Consider the following 24146-nt stretch of genomic DNA (forward strand, 5'->3'; position numbering starts at 1 on the left):
CTAAGGGGCTTTTTAATGTCACTAGAGTAGAGATCAACGATCGCTAATCCATGAGTTTATTTGGCAACCACGTCACAAGCTCAGGGTTGAACATTACGATCAGTAGCACCAAAAGCTTAATCAAGACGAAGGGTGTAACCGAGCGGTAGATATCCAACATAGTAATCCCTGGTGGTGCGATGCCTTTTAGGTAAAACAGAGCGAAACCGTAAGGCGGTGTTTGTACCGCGATTTCGATGTTCAAAATCATCAAGATACCAAACCAGATTGGATCAAAACCAAGTGACACGGCAATCGGTGTGAAGATCGGTGCACACATCAAAACGATGATGAATTCATCAATGATGAACCCCAGCAACAGCATGATCAGCTGGAACAACAAAATGACCATCATGGGCGGTAAGCCCAAATCTTGAGTGAAGCCCGCAACCATGTTTTGCACGCCCATCAATAGATGGAAGTTACTGAACACCGTAGCACCAAAGATGATCCACATGGCGACGCTGACAAGAACCGCGGCACGTAGCCCCGCACTTCGTACCATTTTAGGCTTAAAGCGCTTAAAGAAGATTGCCAGAATAATAGCACCCACGACACCAATGGCACCTGACTCTGTCGGCGTCGCGATACCCATGATGATGCTGCCTAAAACCGCAACGATCAGCAGAAGCGATAAGCCGCCGTCACGGGCGGTCATTAGCTTTTCTTTGGTGGTTTGAGGTACGTCCGGTAATTTGTCTAACGGCGCTTTCTTCGGATTCATCTTACAAGAGATTACTACGTACGTGATCAGTAGTACGATGGTAATCAATGCTGGTACTAAGGCACCGATGAACATACGGCCGACAGAGTTCTGTGTTGACGAAGCAAACATGATCATTGGAATGCTGGGTGGGATCAAAATACCCAATCCACCACCTGCCATGATAACGCCCAGAGCTAAACGCTTGTCATAGCCACGTTCTAGCATTGGACGCAGTGCGATACTGCCTGAGGTCATGATACCTGCGCCGATGATGCCCACCATGGCGCCAATCATGGAACATACGATGATGACACTGATCGCCAATGAACCACGGACTTTACCAATCAACATTTGGCTGGCACTGAACATGGCATCGCCAATACCAGAGCGTGTTAGCAGTTGCCCCATATAAATGTATAAAGGAATGGCTAACAGAATAAAGCTGAAGTAGGTACCTTCAAGCGTGGTGGGAATCACGTTAAATAACGCATCGCCCCAGGTAATGTAGCCAACGCCCATGGCAATGCCACCTAGCGCTAGACCGACCGGTGCCCCAAGGGCAAAGGTCACTAGAATACAAACCAACAGGACGCCGGTTAATACTTCGATACTCATCATTATGCGTCGTCCTCGTCGTCAAAATTCAGCTCAGGTAATAAGCGTTTACCGGTGAATAGATAAACGGCATCGTCTAACCAGTCACTGGACAGTTGGGCAATCAACAGGCTGCTGGCAATGCAGATCATGACCCAGAAGTGGTGCATCTGCGGTGCCCATTCACTTTGACGGCGGTAGTTAAATTCAATGGCCTCTTCAAATTTGCCGATGCTCATTTTGCAGACAATGACTAAGAAGAAGATGCCTAGTGCAAACGAAAACATGTTAAACAAACAGCGAATGCGGGGTGAAACTTTGTTGTAAAGGATATCGACGTTGATATGGCCGCGGCGCTGTTGTGCGTAGGCCCCCCCTAACGCAGCAATGTAGCCGAACATAAACAATGATAAGTCATAAGCCCAGATTGTCGGCTTATTCAGGAAGTAGCGGGAAAATACTTCGAAAGCTACGACGAACGCCAAGGCTGGCATGACATAAGAAACGGATTTGCCTACGAACTCCACCACTCGGCGGACCGCATGACAATAAAGCCTCATCGCAGTCAATAACATGGGAATGTACCTCGAGATTTAAACGAAAAAAGGCGAGCGCGGAGACGCTCGCCTTTGGAGGGAGTATAGATTATTTCTGTTCTGCGCGTAGCACGTCGATCAGACGTTTGCTGTAGTCATCAGATGCAGCGTATTCGTCCCAAAGACCAGCACCGGCTTCTGCCCATGCTGCTTTGTCTGCTTCGCTTGGCGCTGGAGACCATTTCAAGCCTTTTGCTTCCATTTCAGCAACGGCTTCAGCTTCCCACTGCTTAGACTTAGTCAATTGCTCTTCAGCGTGCGTAGCAGTTGCTGCTTTCACTTCTGCTTTCTGTTCGTCCGTTAGTTTATTCCAAGCGTTACGGTTAACAACGATTGGCAAAACTTGTGCGCCGGCTAGAGGCAGTTTGTACATGTATTTTGCTACTTCAACGTGGTTACCGTCACGGTGATCGATCATGTTAGAACCGATAGACCCGTCGATTACGCCGGTTGAAAGAGACGTGTAAATTTCAGACCATGCTAGTGAAACAGGTGATGCGCCTAGGTTACGTAGGAACTTACCGTATGCACCCGGTGCACGGATTTTCAGGCCTTGGAAGTCTTCGATCGATTCGATTGGCTCTTTTGTGATGATGTAAACTGGTGGCTGAATGTATGGGTCAAGCCATACTAGGCCTTGAGAACCGTACGCTTCTTTAAGGATTTCGTCCCAACCTTTGTCGTAAAACAGTTCATGCAATTTGTCTGTGTCATCAGTACCACCTGGTAGACCGATTTCCACGACACCTGCTGGAAGCTCACCTGCGTGCATAGACTGGAATGGGGCACCCATTGTCACAAGGCCAGATTTTACTGCGCCAAGAATACCTGTTGTACCGACACCTTCACCAGAGTAAAGGACTTGTACTTTTACTGCGCCATCAGTATTGGTTTCGATATTCTTTGCTAAGTTTTCGTAGATTTCACCGAAAGCTGTTCCGCGACCGTATAGGTTTGCAAAACGCCAGTTGTAATCAGCTGCATGAGCTGAAGTTGCTACTGCGCCAGCACCGATAGCGACAGCAAGAGAACTCGCGACTAAATGTTTTTTTACTTTTTGTAGTGTTTTTAACATGAGTAACCTCTTGATAAAGAGTTGCTAGATTTAGCCATGTCCTCCCCGACGATGGCGGCTTTTATGGATATTTTCAAAAAGCTTGCACAAATTAAACCATACAAAACCTACCTAAAGTTTTGTTCTGACCAAACAATAGAACGTATTTTAAAAGTCTTTATAAATCAGATGTATAGTTGATTTAGATTCGTACTCATGCCCTAAATTAGGGCTTCGATAATGCCATAACAAAGGTACGTATTTAATGATCTAGTAAATTGATTATTAAAGCATTTTCAAAAAATAACGTTGGTTTTTTTTGGTTAATAAATGTTCAATAATGATAGCGAATATTAATGCACTTATATGGTGCATGTAATGCCGTAACTAAGCAATAAAAAAGGGGAAGCAATGCTCCCCCCTTCTCTCAGACGAATTCTAAAAAATGAATGACTATCTAATTTCAAATTGTTCAATTTGCTGAGTTAAGCTGGAAGCATGACCATGAATGTCTTGGCCTGATGCCTTGATATTTTGTGTCGCATGGTAATTATGTTCGATGCTTTGAGCAATATCATCCATGTCTTTGGCCATGGTTTGCGTGGTTAAAACAACTTCTTGAATTGATGCTGAAATCGTTTGTGTCCGCTCTGCAGCATCCAACGTTAACGCTTCCACTTCTTTGATGGTATAGACAGCTGTCTCACCTTTCTCTTTGCCTGCGGCGACTTGCTCTAAACTAGATGCCATGGCCGCGATGACATTTTGTGTTTCCCGCTGAATGCCTTCAATTTTGCTGGTGATACTGCTAGTAGCTTGAACAGTTTGCTCGGCTAAAGTTCGTACTTCGTCTGCGACCACGGCAAAGCCTCGGCCTGCCTCTCCGGCACGTGCAGCTTCGATAGCAGCGTTCAGAGCGAGCAAATTAGTTTGCTCTGCAACGCCAACAATTAGGTCGATAACGGAGTCAATTTCTTTGGAGCGCTCACCAAGCTGAGACACACTAACATGGGTTTGCTCAATGGAAGAGGCAACCGCTTGAATGGCATCAATTGCGGCATCAATTACATGTGCGCCTGACTGAGCTGACTGATGAGCGTTGTTTGCCGCATCGTTTACTTGCTGAGTCATATTTCCTACGTCAGCCGATGTGTGAGAAATTTCCTCAGTGGCAGTGGCGAGTGTATTACTTCGATCTCGAATCTGTTCACTGCTAGATACAATGGTCACTGCATCATCGCTCAGGTGATCCGCTGTTTCGACGAGTACCTGATTACTATCACGCAATTGAGTGACAAGCTGACTCAGGTTCGCTGTCATGGTACTTGAAGTCAGTAAAATTTGATCAAGTTCATCGTTGTGGTTCAGACCAGTGTCTGAATGATGTATCAGTTTGCCACTGGCGACATCTTGTAAGCGTCTTAAAATGGTTTGAATTTTTTGGCTCAGTGTATAAATCAGCGTCGCAATAATTGCACCAATAATTAACGTTAGTACAATGCCGCCAATAATCAGATTACGACGCGCGTCGTCGGCCGTCGCATGAACTTGCTGTTGCGCATTTTCCAATAACGGGCTTTGAAGATATTCGGTTGCTTGTCCTAAAGCTGCCGAGTTTTGTTCGCGTGCAGATTCTAAGCGACTCGATAATTGCTTCAAAGACATGGCTAAGCTGGACACTTGGTTTGTGGCGGTACGATAAGACTCAATCAGTGGATTGAAATCGTCACCAAAGCCAATATCGTTGATTTGTTTCATCAGGCGATCAATGCTGTTCTGCCAAGACTCCAGGTTTTCTTGGGAAGGATAGGCAAGAAAATCTTTCTCAATGGTACGCACTTCTTTAAAGGTCGCAGCGAATTGCGCCAGTATGGACAATTGTTGCTGTGCTTCCTTTGCTTGATTATTGAGAGCCAACAATGCGCCACTTTGATTATCTGCACCAAGCGACTGCATGATGTCGAGAGACTGGTTTAGGTTGGTAAAGTATTCAGGCAGGCTATCGGCTAATTGGGTAATGCTTTGCTTAGCTTGGCGGTCCAAGTAAGGGTTTTGAAGGGCTTCGCTTAGCTGGTTTTGCTCAGTCAAATGTGCCAGCTCTTGATAAAGCCAATCCATAGTAGCGGGTGTCGGGTTAGCGGCCTGGCGCTCAAACTTTAGCAACGTTGTTTCTAAATTACTCAGATTAGCGTAACTGTCTGCAATGCGATTAGCTTTTAATGCCGCATGTTGCATCTGTTGAAAGTTGACGATGGCATACAAGCCAAACCCAGCAAAGCCGAGACAGACCAAGACTAAGACAGCGATTAACTTCTGTCGTAAAGAAAGTGATAGAGACACGAAAACTCCTATTTTGAGGCAAGCGTTAGACTAAGACAGAGTTTGTCAGCGAAAAAAAAGCCCGCGTAGAGCTTCGGGCTATAAAGTAAGTACGAAGGTTTTCAATTAAGAAGCATGAAAGGGTCGTCTTAATTGCATTGAAGAAGATAAACAGGGTGATGTCATTTATCAGCGCCAACCAATAAACAGTAGAGAAGCCTAGGATTGATTGAAATGTAAACATCTAAACCTAAAGTTAGGGATTGACCAAACTTATTTGATAAGCAAAATAACTTAAACAATATATCAGAAGTCTTTAGCTATAAGGTGACTGATACATCTGATAAAGTGCAGGCTGCGTTAGAAGGGGTTGTAATGAGTATGAAAAATTATTCGCTTGGTCAAGTAGGTGACTACGAGATCAAGCAACTGAAAGTCTTTAAAACAGTCGTAGACTGTGGCGGGTTTTCAGCGGCGGAGACCATGTTAAATATTGGTCGCTCTACGATCAGCCTGCATATCTCAAATCTTGAATCGCGTTTGAATCTCACCTTATGTAAGCGAGGCCGTGGTGGTTTTTCGCTGACCGAAGAAGGCAAGATTATTTATCGTATGACCGAAACATTGCTCGAATCATTGGATGCGTTTCGTATTACCGTGAACAACCTCAATGCCAGCTTGACCGGCCGTTTGCGTGTTACCTTGTCGGACTCGGTGAGTCTCGATCCTCGCTGTCACTTTCCTGAGTTGATTCGAGAATTTACCGACCGCGCACCGGAAGTGACGCTCGAAACCAACATCTCTTCCATGGCCAAAATTGAGCGTACTATTTTAAACGATGGCGCAGACGTGGGGTTTATTCCCTATCACCGTAAACTTGATGGCCTTGAGTACATCCACTTATACAGTGAACCCTGCTATATCTATGTGGCCAAAACGCATCCATTGGCGCTGTTATCTGAGCAAGAGCAAATCGATTCTGTTGATAGTTTCCCTGCTACTCATGCGGGCTTGAAGCCTCATGAAGGGGCAAGTGAGCAGATATCTAATATGACTTTATCTGCGATCTCATATTTTTACGACACGCGTTTAGCGCTTATTTTATCCGGACGATACATTGGCTTCTTACCTGAAACCTACGCGGCGGAATATTTAAAACGCGGTAATATTGTTGCTGTTGCCACATCACAGCGGTTTTACAACCTTGGCATGGCCGTTATCTACAAGAAAACCGCTCAGCCGAATAAACCTAGAGAATTGTTTTTAACCGTCTTAAAAGAGCACTTAGCACTGAATAAAAGCACCTCAGAAGCCGCACCTTATTAGGATTAGGCTCAGAGTAAACACATGATCATTTTCTAAATCGTTAATACTGCATTTAATTTTCGGAGTCATTGGCGTTTTTTAAAGTGGGTTAGTGGTACTGTCAATGAAACATCCAAGCAGGAGCTAGCACCATGGCTGGTACAAATTTACTCGCGTTGATTGATGACATCGCTACCCTACTGGACGACATTGCGTTGATGTCTAAGGTGGCCGCTAAGAAAACCGGTGCAGTGCTCGGTGATGATCTAGCACTGAACGCTCAGCAAGTCACAGGTGTCAGTGCTGACCGAGAGCTACCAGTAGTGTGGGCCGTTGCCAAAGGCTCTTTCATTAATAAACTGATTCTAGTGCCGCTCGCATTACTGATTTCAGCCTTTGCACCGTGGCTCATTACACCGTTGTTAATGATTGGAGGCTTGTATCTTTGTTTTGAAGGCTTCGAAAAGGTTCTACACAGCTTAACGCATAAAAAAGAGCACAGTGATCAGTTGAATCTACCAGAGGGTACAGATTTGGTGGCCTATGAGAACAATAAAATCAAAGGCGCCATCCGCACTGATTTTATACTCTCAGCTGAAATCGTCGTTATTGCCTTAGGTACGGTTCAAAACGCTGCGTTTATTAGCCAAGTCTTAGTGGTTTCCCTTATAGCCTTTGTTATGACCGCCGGTGTGTATGCTCTGGTTGCTGGGATCGTTAAGCTCGATGATTTAGGACTTTATCTAAGAAAAAAGTACCCAGATGGCTTATTAAACACTCTGGGGATGGGGCTCGTAACCTTCGCACCTAAGCTAATGAAAGCACTTTCTGTGGTGGGCACCTTCGCCATGTTCTTAGTCGGCGGTGGCATCATTGCTCACGCCTTACCACACTGGGAAGCTCCGCTGTCATCCTTACCACCCGCACTCGAAACCATTGTATCTGGACTTATCCCGATGATGATTAATTTAGGGATTGGTTTATTAGCAGGGGCATTCGTTTACCTTGTCTTGGAGTACGTAGCTGGACCCGTGCTATCTAAAATACGCTCTTAGATTGGCAGAAAGGTTATCTCATCACTAAGAAAACAAATACCCATCAAAATCTGGCGACTCGGTGTCTGATAGCTCAAACAAAGTACGCTTAACGTTTTCTAGGTGCTGCCACATCGCCTCACGTGCGCCTTCAGCATCACGCTTACGCAATTGGGTTAGAACCTTTTCGTGATCTTTTAACCATTGATCGCTATAAGAAGACTCTGGAATCCGAGAATGTAGCTGTTGCCACATAGGGTTATTGTCGCGCATGTCCCACAAACGTCGAACATTGTCGACCAGCAGAGCATTCTGGGTGGCTTGAGCCACGAGTAGATGAAACTCACGATCGGCGGCATTGGCTTTTTCGACGCTATGAAGCTCCGCTTCCTCTAGTTCCAAGGTGTCTTGGAGCTTTTGTAAATCTGCTTTGGTCACCGTTTGCGCAGCACATGCGGCAATCGCGCTTTCCATCACTTGACGGGCCTGCAGCAATTCAAAGGGACCCACATCAGAGACATGCTTCGAATGCTCCAAGGGGCGACTTTTAAAATAGCTGCCAGACCCTTTTTTTACTTCGATCCACTCTTCGATTTCCAGCATGATAAACGCTTCGCGCACGAGTGTGCGACTGACACCGAATAACTCGGCATACACTCGCTCGGTTGGGAGTTTATCGCCAACGCTTAAGCCAGATTGGATGATTTCTTGTTTGATCTGTTCGCCAATTTCTTTGTAAAGACGTGCTGCCATAATGGTTACTGTATCGATTTAACGTAAGTGGTATACCATATTTGCTCATTAGCGGAAAAAAGTCGAGTAATGACCACCCTATCCTAATTTTTTCTAAATATGGTATGCCAAAAATAGATAAAAACTTGTTATTGGTGAAAAACTAAGCTACTTTTACCCTGTAATCCATTTTTTGGTATGCCAAAAATAATAAGTTAGGTTTGTCAGTATGAAAATTCGATCCGCAAAAGTGATTGTAACCTGCCCTGGTCGCAATTTGGTTACGCTTAAAATTGAAACCGATGAAGGCGTATATGGTATTGGTGATGCGACGCTCAATGGTCGAGAGAAAGCAGTCGTAGCCTATCTTGAAGACCATGTTATCCCAACGCTTATTGGTAAAGACCCGCAGCGTATCGAAGATACTTGGCAATACCTATATCGTGGTGCGTACTGGCGTCGGGGCCCGGTGACGATGACCGCGATTGCTGCCGTTGATGTGGCGCTGTGGGACATCAAAGCGAAAATGGCAAACATGCCATTGTACCAGTTGCTAGGTGGTAAAAGCCGTGAAAAAGTCATGGTCTATGGTCATGCGACTGGCTTAGACATTGAGTCGTGCTTAGAAGAAGTCCAGAAACACGTCGACTTAGGCTACAAAGCCGTGCGAGTACAATGCGGTATTCCAGGTGTTCCCACTACTTATGGTGTGGCGAAAGAAGCAGGTAAGCCTTATGAGCCAGCCGACTCAGCTTTGCCTGCGGAGCATGTTTGGTCCACTGAAAAATACCTAAATCACGTACCTAAGCTGTTTGCAGCGGTGCGCGAGCAATTCGGTGACGATCTGCATATATTGCATGATGCTCACCATCGCTTAACGCCGATTCAAGCGGCGCGTCTTGGCAAAGAAGTGGAGCCTTACCATTTGTTTTGGCTAGAAGACTGTACCCCGGCCGAGCATCAAGCGTCATACGAAACCATTCGCCAGCACACAACGACACCGCTAGCGATTGGTGAAGTCTTCAGCTCACTACACGATTGCCAAGAGCTGATTCAAAAACAGCTAATTGACTACATTCGTGCAACGATTACCCATGCCGGTGGTATTACCAATGTACGTCGAATTGCTGACTTCGCTGCCTTATATCATGTCAAAACAGGCTTCCATGGCGCGACAGACTTGTCGCCAGTGTGTATGGGCGCGGCATTGCACTTTGATACCTGGGTCCCTAACTTCGGTATTCAAGAACACATGCCCCATACAGCTGAAACCGATGCGGTATTCCCGCATGCCTACGAGTTTAAAGATGGCTTCTTTACGCCAGGTGAAGTCCCTGGTCACGGTGTCGACATCGATGAAAAACTGGCTGCTAAATACCCTTACAAACCAGCTTATCTTCCGGTTAACCGCTTAGAAGATGGCACCTTGTGGAACTGGTAACCCTATGAAAGCTTTCCAAGTAAAAAACGTTAACGAATACAACCTAATCGACACTGAGGTGCCGGAAGTGGCAGCAGGTGAAGTGATGATCAAGACGTCGTTCGCTGGAATCTGTGGTTCGGACTTACATATCATTCATGGTCAAAACCCATTCGTACAGTTTCCTCGTGTTACAGGTCATGAATTCTCAGGTGTGGTAACGGCGTTGGCGGATGATGTCGCAGGCTTTGAAGTTGGCGACCGTGTTTGCGTAGACCCTGTCATCAGCTGTGGCACCTGTTATCCGTGTCGTGCAGGACGTCATAACGTTTGTATGAATATGCAAGTGTTTGGTGTGCACCGTAATGGTGGTTTTAGCCAGTTCACGAGTGCACCTGCCACGAACGTCATTAAATTGCCAGACAATGTCACGCTAGAACAAGCGGCGTTAGTAGAGCCTTACTCCATTGCGATGAACGTGCTGTCACGTATGAATCCGATTGATGGTGATACGTTATTGGTCTATGGCGCAGGCGTCATTGGTTTGACCATTGTACAAGTCGCCAAAGCGATCGGCATAGAGCGCATTATCGTGACGGACATTGTTGCGGAGCGTTTAGAAACGGCCAAAGCATTGGGCGCCACCGACACGATCAATAGCCGTGAGCAAAACGTCGAAGAAACCATTCGCGCATGGACCAACGGTGAAGGTGTGCCATTGATTGCCGATGCGGCGTGTATACCAGCCCTACTACCTGAAATTCTGCGTATTGCCTGCCCTGCGGGTCGCATTGGCCTATTGGGCTTCAGCTCTGCGCCAAGCGATCTGTCGCAAATTGAAGTTATTAAGAAAGAGCTTACGCTAGTTGGTTCTCGCTTAAACAACCGTCGATTCCCGCAAGTGTTGGAGTTGATTGCTTCTGGTCAACTCGATCCACTGAAATTGATCAGTCATCGAGTGGCCTTGGATGAAATGCCAGATGGCATCGAGTTGATGGAGAAACACCCAGAAATTACCCGTAAAGTGCTTGTCACTATGGGTGAGTAACTTAAAACGATCGAAAATAAAAAACGGAGTTACCTATGATTAAACCAATGTTCAAAGCCCTTGCCCTTTCTTCTGCGTTAATTGCTGCGGGTCTGACCCATGCAGCGGACGTGACCCTTAAATTTGGTCACCCAGCGTCAGAAGATAATATTTGGCACAAAGCTGCGCTGAAGTTCAAAGAGGTTGCGGAAGCCGAATCGGATGGCCGAATTGAAGTGAAACTGTACCCAAATTCACAGCTTGGTAAAGAGCAAGACGTCATTAATAGCATCCAGCTAGGGACTGCTGATATGACAATGACGGGTGAATCATTACAAAACTGGGCTCCAAAAGCAGCGTTACTCGCTGTGCCGTATGCCTTCACTAGTTCTGAACAGCTTAAAAATGCTGTTGAAGGTGAAGTCGGTCAAGAGATCGAAGAGCAAATCAAGCAACAAACGGGCTTGCAGCCGATTGCTTGGTTTGAACGTGGACCTCGCCATCTAACATCGAATCGCCCGATTACGGAGCCAAGTGATTTAGCCGGTATGAAACTGCGTGTGCCGAACGTACCGCTGTTTGTTAAAGCGTGGCATAAATTGGGGGCCAAGCCGATTCCGATGTCGTTCAGTGAAGTGTTTACATCGCTTCAACAGAACACTATTGATGGTCAAGAAAACCCACTTAGCTTGATCAAAAGTGCCAGCTTCTACGAAGTACAAGACTACGTGAATCTAACCGGTCATGTGCGCAGCTGGATCTATGTTGTCATCGGTTCTCACAAATTAAACAGCATGCCAGCGGAATTACGTGAGATCGTAATGGATGCAGCGGCGCAAATGCAGTCATACGAACATGAGATGTTTGCTGCCGATGAAGCGGCACTGCGAGCAGATTTAGAAGCGCGCGGTATGACGTTTGTTGAGCCAAATATTGATGCTTTCCAAAAAGAAGTTAAAGCCGCGGTTCAAGAGTCTCTGACTTCTGAGCAGCTAGAGCTTTTGAACAAAATTTAATAACGGCACTCTCAACCTCCCCTTGCTAATCTTGCGGGAGGTTCTTTATTTTTTGGAGTTCTGTCCGATGAATGCTTCCGCATCTACGACCACTTTAACGGTGAAAGCCACCTCATTATTGCTGGCAATTCGTACAGTGATTGATAAGTGCTTCGCTATCCTCGCGTCAGCGTCGTTACTGGCGATTGCTGCCGTGGTCCTGCTACAGGTTATTTCTCGCTTTATGTTACCCACCTCGCCTGTTTGGACCGAGGAATTGTCGCGTTATCTGTTTATCTATTTAATTGTTTTGAGCTCTGGCTTGGTGATTCGGGATGATCGACATGTGCGACTAGAGTTGTTTCAGGGCTTTCTCAACCCCTTTTGGAAGCGCCTATACACTGTGGCATGCCATGTATTAACCGCGGCCTTTGCGTTGTATTTGATTCCGTTCTCGATGCAGTACGCCCAAATAGGAAAATGGCAAATGTCCCCTACCCTCGAAATGCCAATGCTCTGGGTATTCATTTCAGTGACCATTTTCTTCTACTTAACTGCTTTTTACAGCGTACTGGGTGCGATCCTAGAGCTGCTTTCATCCACTCAACGTGAGGAGCAATAACCATGGAAGTTGCGATTTTATTTGTAGCCTTTTTTTCACTGCTTCTGTTTGGTTTGCCCATCGTTTTTTGTTTGGGGTTGTCCTCGTTAGCGTACCTATTTATGGCTGATATCCCAATGACGATCGTGCCTCAGCGCTTATATGCTGGCATGGACTCATTCGTATTGTTATGTATTCCGGGCTTTATTCTGGCCGGAAACCTAATGAACGTCGGTAACATTACCGATTACATCATTCGCTTTAGTAATTCGTTATTAGGTCATATTCGCGGTGGTCTGGGTCTCGCTAACGTGGGTGGTTCAATGATTTTTGGCGGTATTTCGGGAACTGCGGTAGCCGATACGGCCAGTATAGGCTCGGTAATGATCCCGGGGATGGCACGGTCTGGCTATGATAAACCGTTTGCAGCGGCGGTCACCGCGGCATCGTCTACCATTGGTCCGATCATTCCGCCAAGTGTGCCAATGATCATTGTTGGGTCCTTGAGCGGTATATCAGTGGGTAAAATGTTCATCGCAGGCGTCGTACCGGGCTTGATGCTGGGTGTGGCAATGATGGTGACGGCTTACATCATTGCGGTACGCAAGCAGTACCCCCGTGAGAAACGCGCGACGTTCCGTGAAGTGCTAAGTGTGGGACGAGGTGCGTTTTGGGCGTTGCTGATGACCTTCATTATCCTATACGGCATTATCGGTGGCATTTTTACCCCAACGGAAGCGTCCATTGTGGCGAGTTTGTATGCATTTGTAGTTGGCATGTTTGTCTACAAAGGCATTACTTGGAAAAACCTGCCAAAAATCCTCATGGATACGGCGTTAAGTTCCTCCAGCTTATTGATCTTAGTGGGCATGGCGAATTTGTTCGGGTGGATTTTAACCAGTGAACAAATTCCGCAAATGTTGTCGGATGCTATTTTTGGTATCACGTCTAATCCAATCTTAGTGATTTTGATCCTGAATATCGTTTTGTTGCTGGTGGGAGGCTTTATGGAGACCATTGCAGCACTGATTATCCTGTTCCCAACCCTACTAAAAGTGGCGGAAGGCATAGGCATGGATCCGATTCACTTTGGTATCATGGCCGTTTTAAATCTGATGATTGGTTTAACCACTCCGCCTGTAGGGGTGTGTCTATTTGTCGCAGCGGGTATTGGTAAAATTCCGATGTCTCATGTGGTGAAAGCCATTTGGCCATTCCTATTGTGTAACCTTGCGGTATTATTGCTGGTGTCTTACGTACCGGCAGTTTCGCTGTGGCTTCCTTCATTAATGGATTAGTTGAGACAACGTTATGAATATTACTGTAGAGGCGAGTTATGTCGTCCCTGAACAGCATCAAGCTGGCATCGTTCATATTGGTTTGGGGGCTTTTCATCGAGCCCACCAAGCGGTGTACATCGAAAACACCTTAGCCAAGTTTGGCGGTGACTGGGCACTGGTCAGTGCCAACATTCGTTCGAACGTCACGCTGGTTGAGCAATTAAATAATGCTGATAACGTGTTTCATGTGGTGGAATACGCCGATCAAAATACGGCCACCGTACGTGAAATTCGTGCAATGAAAGAAGCGTTATTCGCGGGTGACACAGCGGGCCGACAAGCTTTGCTACAGCGTCTAGTGGATACACATACTAAAATTGTCACCATGACGGTGACAGAAAAAGGTTATTTCCTATCACCGGCGACGGGTACGTTGCAGAGAGATCACGCTGATATTCAGCATGACTTAGAGCACCTAGATAGCCCTAAAACCATTATTGGTTTGTTAGTACAGGGCTTACGCTTGCGCCGTGACGCGGGCCTTGAGCCATTTACGGTGCTGTGTTGCGATAACATGCCCCACAATGGCAAACGTGTGCAAAAGGCGGTTGTGAGCTTTGCCAAAGCGTTTGATGTTGAATTGGCCGAGTGGATCGAGCAGCAGGTTGCATTTCCTAGTTCCATGGTCGATCGTATCGTCCCAGCCATGACAGATGCGGACTTTGCTGCCATCAAGCAAGATACCGACATCGATAGTCCAACCGTAGTCAAGTGTGAGCAATTTAGCCAGTGGGTGGTGGAAGACAACTTCCCTCAAGGCCGTCCACAATGGGAAGCCTGCGGGGTACAGATGGTCGAAGACGTGTCGGCTTACGAAATGATGAAGTTACGTATGCTCAACGGTAGTCATTCGTTGTTAGCCTACTTAGGCCCTTTAGCGGGTTATGAAACCGTCGCCGAAGCGTTATCCGATGCGTCGATTGAACAGTTTTTGCGTCTCTATATGATGCAAGAAGTGGCACCGACCCTCCCATCGTTTGATCAACAAGAATTAGAAGATTACTGCTCTGCTTTGATTCAGCGCTTTAAAAATGACAGTTTGAAGCATCGCTTACAACAAATTGCGATGGATGGATCGCAAAAATTGCCACAGCGTTGGTTGCAAGGCTGGTGCGATTTGTCGCAGCAAGGTATGGCTTGTCAAGCGATAGAGCTTGGCCTAGCAGGTTGGATGTTGTACGTGATGCAACATCAAAAAGCGCAGACATCAATCAATGATCCGCTGGAAAAAACGCTGTTCGAGGCCGTTAGTCAAAGTGAGTATACCGCTGAGAAAGTCGCATCTTTACTGGCGATTACAGATATTTTCCCTGCACCACTGACTAATATGGCGTTGTGTAAGCGTATTAGTGGTTTAGTGACACAGCTGCAGCAGTCGCCTTTACAGTCTACACTCAATTCCCTCTCTTCTTAGACATTGCCATAGTCGCTTGATTTCTGATTGAGCGGCTATGCTTGGAGTCCTCATATGTCCAATATAAAAATTGCCTGCATCGGTGAATGCATGATCGAACTAACAACAGGCGATACCCCTAACAACTTGATTAAAAACTATGCTGGTGACACCTATAACACGGCTTATTACTTAAAGAAGCTATTGAATAACCAAGCAGATGTCAGTTATATAACAGCAGTGGGTACAGATGCGCTCAGTCATAAACTCATTGATGCGCTCAATGCCGCTGATTTGAATACGCGCTCGATTCGCTGTTTAGAAGATGGCAAAGTGGGGTTATATCTAGTCGCTAATGACGACGACGGCGAACGTCATTTTACTTACTGGCGTGAAACCTCTTCAGCGAAGCGGATGTTTGATGGCGATGAAGGCGATGCTCTATTGGCGTCGTTAAGTGACTATCAAATGGTATACTTATCAGGTATCTCGTTGGCGATTTTAACCCCTGTGGCACGTATGAAACTTGTCAATGCACTCAAAGCTGCACAGGTCGACGTTGTATTTGACCCCAATTACCGCCCTAAACTTTGGCAAAGTGCCTCTGAGGCGTCCTCATCGATGCAAGATTTGGTGTCTACTACTCATGCCACGGTCATGACGACCCTCGACGATGAGCAACTGCTCAATGACCTGCATACAGATATTGATGTGGTATCGTTTTGGCAGCAAGCAGGTGCGCAGGAAGTCATTGTTAAAAAAGGCGCTGAAGGTTGTCTAATCGCGTCAGAAGAACAACTTATACCTTCGCTTGCAGGAATTTCTCCGCTAGATACGACCGGTGCGGGTGACTCATTTAATGGCGGTTATTTAGCTGGTTTAGCGTTAGGCAAGAGTAAAGCCGACAGTGCCAAGCTTGCGCACAACATCGCAGCGCAAGTAATACAGCACCGTGGCGCGATCGTGCCAGAAAATCTGCTAAACCTAGCGTAAACGCGGATAAAAAAGCCGCTGCCCTTGTGAGGCAGCGGCTAAAAGACAAGACATACTATCTGGAGGGCATGTCTTGCAAACGGAAGTCTAGGTGGACAAATCCGTTGAAACTCAAATGTTAAGCAAGCTCTTCGAAGCAGCGCTTGAAGATTTCCATGCCTTCGTCAATGATGTCCATTTCAATCGTTAATGCTGGTAGGAAGCGGATAACGTTACCGCGGATACCACAAGAAAGCAGTACTAGACCATTTTCAGCGGCTTTTGCCGATAGGCCTTTCGCTAGCTCTGGGTATGGCTTAGTTACGTCACCGTCGTGAACGAATTCAACTGCGATCATGGCGCCAGCGTTACGCACGTCGCCAATGATTTGTGGGTAGTCCGCTTGCAGACCTTTTAGGTGCTCAACAAAGCGCGCACCCACTTGGTTAGCACGTTCACATAGGTTTTCTTCTTCGATCACGTCGAATACTGCAAGCCCCGCTGCACAACCTACTGGAGAACCGCCGTACGTACCGCCAAGACCACCAGGAATTGGCGCGTCCATGATGTCTGCTTTACCCACTACAGCTGCGATAGGGAAACCACCTGCGATGCCTTTTGCTGCCGTCATAAGATCCGCTTCGACGCCAGATTGTTCGTGGCAGAACATCGTACCAGTACGGGCGAAACCTGCTTGGATTTCATCCATAATTAACAGAATGCCATGCTCATCACATACCGCACGTAGCTTTTGTAGGAAGCTTGCTGACGCCATGTAGAAACCACCTTCGCCTTGAACAGGCTCGATGATGACCGCCGCCACTTTAGACGCCTCAATGTCACACGTAAAACGCATTTGCAGGTCAGCAAGTGCTTGCTCTTCAGTAATGCCTAGGTATTCATTTGGGTATGGCACGTGGAAAATGTCGCTTGGGAATGGACCAAAGCCAATTTTGTAAGGGTTTACTTTACCTGTTAGACCCATGGTCATGTTGGTACGGCCATGGAAGCCACCGTTGAACGCGATGATGCCCGGACGACCCGTGTAAGCACGTGCGATTTTCACACAGTTTTCAACCGCTTCTGCACCCGTCGTTACGAAGATAGATTTCTTCGGTGTGTTACCAGGTGCGGCAGCGTTTAGTTTTTCTGCAAGAGCAACGGCTGACTCGTATGGGCTCACCATGACACACGTGTGGGTGAAGCGCTCAACTTGTGCTTGGACTGCGGCTTTCACTTTCGGGTGGTTGTGGCCCGTGTTCACTACTGCGATACCCGCACCGAAGTCGATGTGACGGTTGCCTTCAACGTCCCAAATTTCAGCGTTTAGGGCACGGTCTACATACACAGGAGCCATGTTGCCTTGGCCACGTGCGATGGCGTTTACTTTGCGTTCTTGTAAGCTAGCGTTTGTCATTTGTCTTGTTCTCTCTGAAATTAGAAAGCAGACACGCTGGAGCGCACTCTAACGTGTCGTCTGTTGCGAAAGGTTGGCTTAGTGAATGCCGCCCATGCATAGGTATTTAATTTCCACGTACTCGTCGATACCGTACTTGGAACCCTCACGGCCACTGCCAGACTCTTTCACACCACCAAATGGCGCAACTTCGCTGGAGATAATGCCTTCGTTAACACCGACCATGCCGTATTCCAACGCTTCGGAAACGCGCCAAATACGGCCGATATTTTGGGAATAGAAGTAAGATGCCAAACCAAATGGGGTATTGTTTGCCATCTCAACAGCTTCTTCTTCTGTACTAAAACGGAACAGTGGTGCGACTGGGCCAAAGATCTCGCTTGAGAAAATCGCCATGTCATCGGTCACACCCGTAAGAATCGTTGGCTCAAAGAACTGCTCGCCGGCTTGAGTGGCTTTTGCCCCGCCAACTAACGCTTTCGCGCCTTGGCTGATTGCTGCATTGACAAGTTCTTCTACTTTGTTAACCGCTGCTTTGTTGATCAAAGGACCGATGTTTACGCCGTCTGCAAAACCGTTACCGGTTTTAAATTCCGCAACACGTTTTGCCAATTTCTCAGCAAAGGCATCGTAAACACCGTCTTGAACAAGAATACGGTTGGCACATACACACGTTTGGCCGGCGTTGCGGTATTTGGAAGCAATCGCGCCTTCTACCGCTGCATCAAGGTCAGCGTCATCGAATACGATGAAAGGTGCGTTGCCACCTAGCTCCATGGAGGTGCGTTTTACCGTTTGTGCGCATTGAGAGAGTAGTAGTTTTCCTACTGGTGTTGAGCCAGTAAAGCTCAATTTACGCACGATAGGATTGCCAGTCAGTACGCCGCCTATCGCCTTAGCGTCGGTACCCACTACCACGTTCAGAACACCCGCTGGGATGCCCGCCTGATGCGCCAACTCGGCAAGCGCCAAGGCACACAGAGGTGTTTCTTCTGATGGTTTGATAACGATCGTACAGCCCGCTGCAAGTGCAGGACCGGCTTTACGCGTAATCATGGCAATTGGGAAGTTCCAAGGCGTGATCGCTGCAACAACGCCCACCCCTTGCTTGATGGTTAGAACACGTTTGTCATTGGCGAAAGATGGGATCACTTCACCGTATAAACGACGTGCTTCGTCGGCAAACCAATCGATGAACGACGCGCCGTACAGCACTTCGCCTTTCGCTTCAGCAAACGGTTTGCCCTGCTCTAGAGTCATTAGCTTAGCCAGGTCTTCTTGGTTATCAAGAATCAGCTGATTCCACTTGCGTAGTAACATCGCACGTTCTTTTGCTGTTTTACCTTGCCATGCTTTTTGCGCCGCATTCGCCGCTTCGACAGCACGCGTTGTCTCGTCTGCCGCAACATCTGCTACATCAACAATGTGTTCACCCGTTGCAGGGTTGATCACTGCGAAGGTTTTACCAGAATCAGCCGCAACCCACTCACCGTTCACGAATGATTGGCTTTTCAGTAGGTTTGGTTGAGCTAATGTTACTTGCATAATAACTCCAGACTCATAATGAGGTATGTGTGTTCGGACACTATTTGTCCGTAATGATTGGATAGTAGGAGAACAATAGGATTGGAAAAATGGGAAGCTATCAATGCTTTGTTTGATGTTATTCAAACATTAGAAATCGCTACTGCGTTAAGGACAAGGTTAGTGATACACGGCCGCGTTTTTTAAACCGGTAAATAGTGATGGGACGAGACATTCAAATTGCAATTTAGCCATAAAGTTGACCAATGTATAGCCAGGTATTTTTTCGATAGCATCAAAAGGGCGTGTTTAGCGTTTGTCTGTTTTTAAAGCGAAAGACTGATTGATTTAAATGCAAATGATATTTGTTTTTAATTGATAATGATTATTGAGTGTGGTTTCATTTCTATTATGAAAACAAGATGTTGCGATTTTCGCAACGCTTTACAGGTATACACTTGGAAGCCATTCGTAATGGAAATAAAAACGTTTTTAGTGACGCCTCTTACGGCAGTAATCGCTGTTTCATCGGCTGCGCATGGCGCGCAGGAAGCCCCTATTTCTGATCGCCAAAATATGATGAATCCAATCATGATTCAAGATTACAAGGGATACGCTCAGGAGCTGCCAACATCGGGTAGCAAGTCCGATGCTGAATGGCTAGAGGTGCCACAGTCCGTATCGGTGGTGACGAATACTGAAATGGAAGACCGTGGTGCGGTGCGTATGGTGGATGCCTTGGACGGCGTCGCAGGGGTCAACAATACCCTAGGAGAAGGCAGTCGTGATCAGTTTGTGATTCGTGGTTTTGATGCGATTCGAGACGTGTATCGCGATGGTTTAAGAGACGATGGCAATTTACAGTCCTATCGCAGCTTGGCCAATGTTGAGCAAGTTGAGGTAGTAAAAGGCCCAGCTGGTGCGTTGTATGGTCGTGGTTCAGCGGGTGGGATTATTAACCTTGTCACCAAACGTGCCAATGGAGATGAATTTACACGCTTAGGTACGAGCTATGGCAGCCATGATCAGGTGACTGGTTCTATAGACAGCTCAACTCAGCTGACGGATACCGTCAATGGTCGTATCAATGCCGAGATTCGACAGTCTAATTCGTTTGTCGATCATGTGGATTCAGAAGACTATTTTATTGCCCCATCGTTGCAATTTAATCCGTCTGAAAGCCATGTGGTAAACCTTGATTTAGAGTTTATGCATCAAGAGCTAGCGCCCTACCGTGGTATTCCATCCAAAGATGGCAAACCTGTTGCGGTGCCAAGGAGTACTTACTTCGGCAGTCTTAATGATTACCAAGAATCCGACAGTGTGCGCATCGCCATTGAAGATGAGTTGACGCTGACACCAGAGATCACTTGGCATAACCGCGCGGTTTACAACCGTGTGACGCTGGAACAAAGAGGTACAAGACAGTCTACTGCGCCTGTTTCAGATACAAATGAGGTGGCACAAACCGTGAATACCTTTGGTTATGACCCACGTACCACGCAGACACTGCAATCGGAGCTGGAGTGGCAACTGAATAACCATCAATTGTTGTTTGGCACAGATTACAATCAGATTGATATTGACCTCAATCTGGCGCGTACGAATTTACCGACGAAAGATATCTACAATCCTATTGCGACTAACGCGCCCAATCCAGGCTTCCCCGCCTTCCGTGAAAACACCACCAAAACCCTAGGCCTATATTTGCAGGATATGATTACGGTGGGAGATTGGTCGTTCACAGGAAATGTACGCCAAGACCGTATGAAGTTGGACCAAACCACGGCGGCTGGCGTGAACAGCAGCAATGATGACAATAAAACCAGCTATCGTCTGGGGGCGGTGTATCGTTTGAACGACGACATGTCCGCTTACACGACCTTGGCTAAATCATGGCAGTTGCCTTATGGCGGCAGCTTTGTCAGCCCAACCCAAGCGGAATTCTTCTCCACGGAATTGCTCGAAGTGGGGGCCAAAGCCTACGTGCTAGACGATGCCTTGATGCTTAACGCCGCGGTGTTCCAAATTGACCAAGAACAGCCAAGCACCGATGCGGATGGCTTTATTGTCGATAAAAGCCGTGCCCGTCATCAAGGGATTGAATTAGAAATGCGCGGTCAGATCACCGAGCAATTGAGTGCCACCGCAAGCTACACCTATATGGATGCAGAGGATCGCGATACGGGTAAAAAACCTAATGATGTTTCCGACCATTTGGCGGCATTAGGTGCCACCTATCAGCTAGACAAGGCATGGCGTTTTGGGGGGAGCGTTAAATATGTGGGGGATCGCTTCGCGGGTAACAACGAAGCCGTTGCCCTAGGGGATTACACCCTCGTAGACGCTATGGCGTCTTACCATGTTGGCAAACATCGTATCCAACTAAACGCCTACAACCTATTCGATGAAGAGTATTACCTAGGTTCCACCAACGGCACATCGGGTGTGAACTCAATCGGTTACGGCGCTCCAGCAGAGTTTATGGTGAGTTATCACTACGAGCTTTAATGTCTGTTCAATTCTTTGTTAACAAAAGTATCGGTTTTACATCATGACTAGTCGTGACAAATCGTCAGCGAAGGGTCGGTGGTAAATGGGATCTATATAAGAAGGCGAGCCAATTGGCTCGTCTTCTTATTATGGGATAGACGTGGCACTTATTTAGCGTCTTCTTGTATACCGCCCATACACAGATATTTGATTTCGACGTAGTCTTCAATGCCATACTTCGAGCCTTCGCGACCGCTACCTGACTCTTTGATACCGCCAAACGGGGCGACTTCGGTAGAGATACCACCTTCATTAACGCCGACCATGCCGTACTCTAAGGCTTCTGAAACACGCCAAATACGGCTAAACCCTTGGGAATAGAAGTAAGATGCTAAGCCAAATGGGGTATTGTTAGCACGTTCAATCGCCTCGTCTTCTGTTTTGAAACGGTAGAGTGCGGCAACGGGACCAAAGATCTCGGTGGAAAACACATCCATATCGTCGGTTACATTGGTCAATACGGTGGGCTGATAGTAGCGCTCGTCACCTTGCTCAGAATCATGTCCGCCGACAGTCACTTGTGCGCCCTTCTTCACGGCGTCATCGACCAATTCGACTACCTTCTCTACGGCGCCTTTATTAATCAAAGGGCCCACTTTAACGCCTTCTTCAAGGCCATTGCCTGTTTTTAGCTCAGCAACGCGTTTAGTCAGCTTGTCGGCAAACTCATCGTAGATGCCGTCTTGTACTAGGATACGGTTGGCGCTGATACACACTTGGCCAGCGTTACGGAACTTACAGCCCATCAAACCATCTAGCGCAGCATCGATGTCAGCATCGTCAAAGACAATAAACGGGGCATTACCACCTAGCTCCATTGATGTGCGTTTTACGGTGTCAGAACATTGTGACTGAAGTGCCTTACCGACAGGCGTTGAGCCAGTGAAGCTCAGCTTGCGTACGGTTGGGTGGCTCGTCATCACGCCACCCACATCTTTTGAACTACTGCCGACGATGATATTGAGGACACCCTCAGGTACGCCTGCTTGGTGGGCCAATTCAGCCAGTGCCAACGCACTCAAAGGCGTCTCTTTAGATGGGCGAGCGACCACGGTACAACCAGCGGCTAATGCGGGCGCAATTTTACGCGCGATCATCGCATTCGGAAAGTTCCACGGAGTAATCGTAGCAACCACTCCAACAGGCTGTTTAATAGTAAGTACTCGCTTACCTTCAGCAAAGGTCGGAATAACATCGCCATAAATACGACGCGCTTCATCGGCAAACCAATCTATGAAAGAAGCCCCATACAAGATCTCGCCTTTCGCTTCAGCTAACGGCTTGCCCTGTTCAAGAGTCATCAACTTACCTAAGTCATCTTGGTTGTCCAAGATAAGTTGATGCCACTTACGTAAAATAAGGGAACGCTCTTTAGCTGTTTTTCGCTGCCAAGACTTAAGTGCTGCATCAGCGGCGTCAATGGCGCGTGTCGTTTCGTCAGCACCACAGTCGGCAAGATCTGCAATGGTCTCGCCATTAGCTGGATTCGTCACGGCAAAAGTCTTACCTGAATCTGCTGAGACCCATTGGCCATTGATGTAGGATTGGTTTCTCAATAAGTTTGGTTGTGCGAGTGTCATGTTCATCATTACTCCAGACTCATAGTGAGGTTTTGCGCTCAAGCTTTTGGCTCGAACACTTAATGGCTTTTGCAGGATCAATTCCTACGGTTAGTTTCAATATAGCGTTTTATTAGGGCAGTATTTGCTTAAGAAAAATGAAACCATAATGAAGAAAAGAGTAAATATGGCGATGACGCCCGATCAGAACACTAGCGTTGTTCGACGTAATATTAGGTATAATCGGCAAATGACCTGTCAAATTGATAATCAAAGGAGACACCTTTTGGCCCCAAAGCGTGCAGTTGTAAGACAAAGCCTGCCTGATGTGATTGTTGCGGATCTACGCCAACGTATTCTCTCTGGCGATTTAGAAGAAGGGGCTTTGATTCGCCAAGAATTACTCGCGCAAGAATACGATGTCTCTCGCATGCCAGTTCGTGAAGCCTTAAAGCGTTTAGACGCAGAAGGTTTAGTAGTGTTTCAAAATCATCGAGGTGCCACGGTCACCAAGCATACTTTGGACGAAATCGCCGAGATCTTTGATTTACGCATCCAATTAGAAGTGGCTCTATTTCAGCACGCCATCCCTAAGATGACAGAACAAGATTTTACCGAGTGCGCAGCACTGCTCGAAGACATGGATGCTTCCTATGAAAAAAGTGACGTCGCACAATGGGGGCCTTTAAACACACTTTTTCATCAATGTTTATACCGAGCGGCGGGTCGCCATTTGACCGAAGCGTTGTTAGAGCGTGTGACCTTGCAAGCCAGTCGCTACGTTGGGTTGCACATTGATATTACCAACCATAAAGCCCGCTCAGACCATCAGTCTTTGTTAGAGTTTGCTCGAGCACGAGATGTGGTGAGTGCGACAGAGATGCTACGTACCCATTTGATTAATACCAAACAGCAGGTATTAGACTGGGTGCAGGAAAAACGAGAATCTGCATAGAGTAAAGTCGA

The 24146-nt window shown here is 47.0% G+C and carries 19 protein-coding genes; 11 read left to right on the top strand and 8 right to left on the bottom strand.

Features of this window, described 5'->3' with window-relative positions; all coding sequences use genetic code 11:
- Nucleotides 1–43: 43 nt before the first annotated feature.
- The 4 genes from AYW75_RS00250 to AYW75_RS00265 form a co-directional block, all read right to left on the bottom strand.
- Nucleotides 44–1363, bottom strand: coding sequence for a TRAP transporter large permease (locus AYW75_RS00250; protein ID WP_197478870.1), 1320 nt, complete (start codon nucleotides 1361–1363; stop codon nucleotides 44–46).
- Nucleotides 1363–1914 (bottom strand): TRAP transporter small permease subunit, encoded by a 552-nt coding sequence (locus tag AYW75_RS00255; protein WP_067093743.1) that lies wholly within the window; start codon nucleotides 1912–1914, stop codon nucleotides 1363–1365. Before AYW75_RS00255 ends, AYW75_RS00250 begins: the two co-directional genes overlap by 1 nt.
- Nucleotides 1915–1984: 70 nt before the next feature.
- Nucleotides 1985–3010, bottom strand: coding sequence for a TRAP transporter substrate-binding protein (locus AYW75_RS00260; protein WP_067093746.1), 1026 nt, complete (start codon nucleotides 3008–3010; stop codon nucleotides 1985–1987).
- A gap of 432 nt (nucleotides 3011–3442) precedes the next feature.
- The gene (locus AYW75_RS00265; RefSeq protein WP_067093749.1) at nucleotides 3443–5329 is read right to left on the bottom strand and encodes a methyl-accepting chemotaxis protein; all 1887 of its coding nucleotides are present in this window, start codon (nucleotides 5327–5329) and stop codon (nucleotides 3443–3445) included.
- A 354-nt stretch (nucleotides 5330–5683) separates the two neighbouring features.
- On the opposite strand from AYW75_RS00265, the gene AYW75_RS00270 reads away from it, so the two are divergent.
- Both AYW75_RS00270 and AYW75_RS00275 read left to right on the top strand, forming a co-directional pair.
- Complete coding sequence (locus AYW75_RS00270; RefSeq protein WP_067093752.1) at nucleotides 5684–6634, top strand: LysR family transcriptional regulator; 951 nt, start codon at nucleotides 5684–5686, stop codon at nucleotides 6632–6634.
- Nucleotides 6635–6765: 131 nt separating this feature from the next.
- On the top strand, nucleotides 6766–7668 hold the full coding sequence (locus tag AYW75_RS00275; RefSeq protein WP_067093755.1) for a DUF808 domain-containing protein: 903 nt from the start codon (nucleotides 6766–6768) through the stop codon (nucleotides 7666–7668).
- A gap of 24 nt (nucleotides 7669–7692) precedes the next feature.
- On the opposite strand, the gene AYW75_RS00280 is transcribed toward AYW75_RS00275, so the two are convergent.
- Nucleotides 7693–8400 (bottom strand): FCD domain-containing protein, encoded by a 708-nt coding sequence (locus AYW75_RS00280; RefSeq protein ID WP_067093758.1) that lies wholly within the window; start codon nucleotides 8398–8400, stop codon nucleotides 7693–7695.
- A gap of 208 nt (nucleotides 8401–8608) precedes the next feature.
- On the opposite strand from AYW75_RS00280, the gene manD reads away from it, so the two are divergent.
- The 7 genes from manD to AYW75_RS00315 all read left to right on the top strand — a co-directional run bounded on the left by manD (nucleotide 8609) and on the right by AYW75_RS00315 (nucleotide 16148).
- Entirely contained in the window at nucleotides 8609–9820 is a 1212-nt protein-coding gene (gene manD / locus AYW75_RS00285) for a D-mannonate dehydratase ManD (RefSeq protein WP_067093760.1), read from the top strand.
- A 4-nt stretch (nucleotides 9821–9824) separates the two neighbouring features.
- A complete protein-coding gene (locus tag AYW75_RS00290) occupies nucleotides 9825–10847 on the top strand; it encodes a Zn-dependent oxidoreductase (RefSeq protein ID WP_067093763.1) in 1023 nt (340 codons plus the stop codon).
- 35 nt (nucleotides 10848–10882) lie between these two features.
- Nucleotides 10883–11842, top strand: coding sequence for a TRAP transporter substrate-binding protein (locus AYW75_RS00295; protein ID WP_067093766.1), 960 nt, complete (start codon nucleotides 10883–10885; stop codon nucleotides 11840–11842).
- 67 nt (nucleotides 11843–11909) lie between these two features.
- Nucleotides 11910–12443 carry a TRAP transporter small permease gene (locus AYW75_RS00300; RefSeq protein ID WP_067093768.1) on the top strand — a complete coding sequence of 178 codons (534 nt, stop codon included), beginning with the start codon at nucleotides 11910–11912 and terminating at the stop codon, nucleotides 12441–12443.
- A gap of 2 nt (nucleotides 12444–12445) precedes the next feature.
- Nucleotides 12446–13720 carry a TRAP transporter large permease gene (locus AYW75_RS00305; protein ID WP_067093770.1) on the top strand — a complete coding sequence of 425 codons (1275 nt, stop codon included), beginning with the start codon at nucleotides 12446–12448 and terminating at the stop codon, nucleotides 13718–13720.
- Between the two features lie 13 nt (nucleotides 13721–13733).
- A complete protein-coding gene (locus tag AYW75_RS00310; protein WP_067093773.1) occupies nucleotides 13734–15176 on the top strand; it encodes a mannitol dehydrogenase family protein in 1443 nt (480 codons plus the stop codon).
- 54 nt (nucleotides 15177–15230) lie between these two features.
- Nucleotides 15231–16148, top strand: coding sequence for a sugar kinase (locus AYW75_RS00315; protein ID WP_067093775.1), 918 nt, complete (start codon nucleotides 15231–15233; stop codon nucleotides 16146–16148).
- A 118-nt stretch (nucleotides 16149–16266) separates the two neighbouring features.
- On the opposite strand, the gene gabT is transcribed toward AYW75_RS00315, so the two are convergent.
- Together gabT and AYW75_RS00325 are read right to left on the bottom strand one after the other, a co-directional pair.
- Nucleotides 16267–17544: a 4-aminobutyrate--2-oxoglutarate transaminase gene (gabT, locus tag AYW75_RS00320; RefSeq protein WP_067093778.1), complete on the bottom strand. Its 1278-nt coding sequence runs from the start codon at nucleotides 17542–17544 to the stop codon at nucleotides 16267–16269.
- A 78-nt stretch (nucleotides 17545–17622) separates the two neighbouring features.
- Complete coding sequence (locus AYW75_RS00325) at nucleotides 17623–19089, bottom strand: NAD-dependent succinate-semialdehyde dehydrogenase (RefSeq protein WP_067093781.1); 1467 nt, start codon at nucleotides 19087–19089, stop codon at nucleotides 17623–17625.
- A 453-nt stretch (nucleotides 19090–19542) separates the two neighbouring features.
- Here AYW75_RS00325 and AYW75_RS00330 point away from each other — a divergent pair, with 453 nt between their 5' ends.
- The gene (locus AYW75_RS00330; protein ID WP_067093783.1) at nucleotides 19543–21579 is read left to right on the top strand and encodes a TonB-dependent receptor; all 2037 of its coding nucleotides are present in this window, start codon (nucleotides 19543–19545) and stop codon (nucleotides 21577–21579) included.
- Between the two features lie 149 nt (nucleotides 21580–21728).
- Here AYW75_RS00330 and AYW75_RS00335 read toward each other — a convergent pair whose 3' ends face one another.
- The gene (locus AYW75_RS00335) at nucleotides 21729–23207 is read right to left on the bottom strand and encodes an NAD-dependent succinate-semialdehyde dehydrogenase (RefSeq protein ID WP_067093786.1); all 1479 of its coding nucleotides are present in this window, start codon (nucleotides 23205–23207) and stop codon (nucleotides 21729–21731) included.
- A 259-nt stretch (nucleotides 23208–23466) separates the two neighbouring features.
- On the opposite strand from AYW75_RS00335, the gene AYW75_RS00340 reads away from it, so the two are divergent.
- On the top strand, nucleotides 23467–24135 hold the full coding sequence (locus AYW75_RS00340; RefSeq protein ID WP_067093789.1) for a GntR family transcriptional regulator: 669 nt from the start codon (nucleotides 23467–23469) through the stop codon (nucleotides 24133–24135).
- The last annotated feature ends 11 nt before the right edge of the window (nucleotides 24136–24146 follow it).

Source organism: Marinomonas atlantica (genome assembly GCF_001639725.1).
Lineage (GTDB): Bacteria > Pseudomonadota > Gammaproteobacteria > Pseudomonadales > Marinomonadaceae > Marinomonas > Marinomonas atlantica.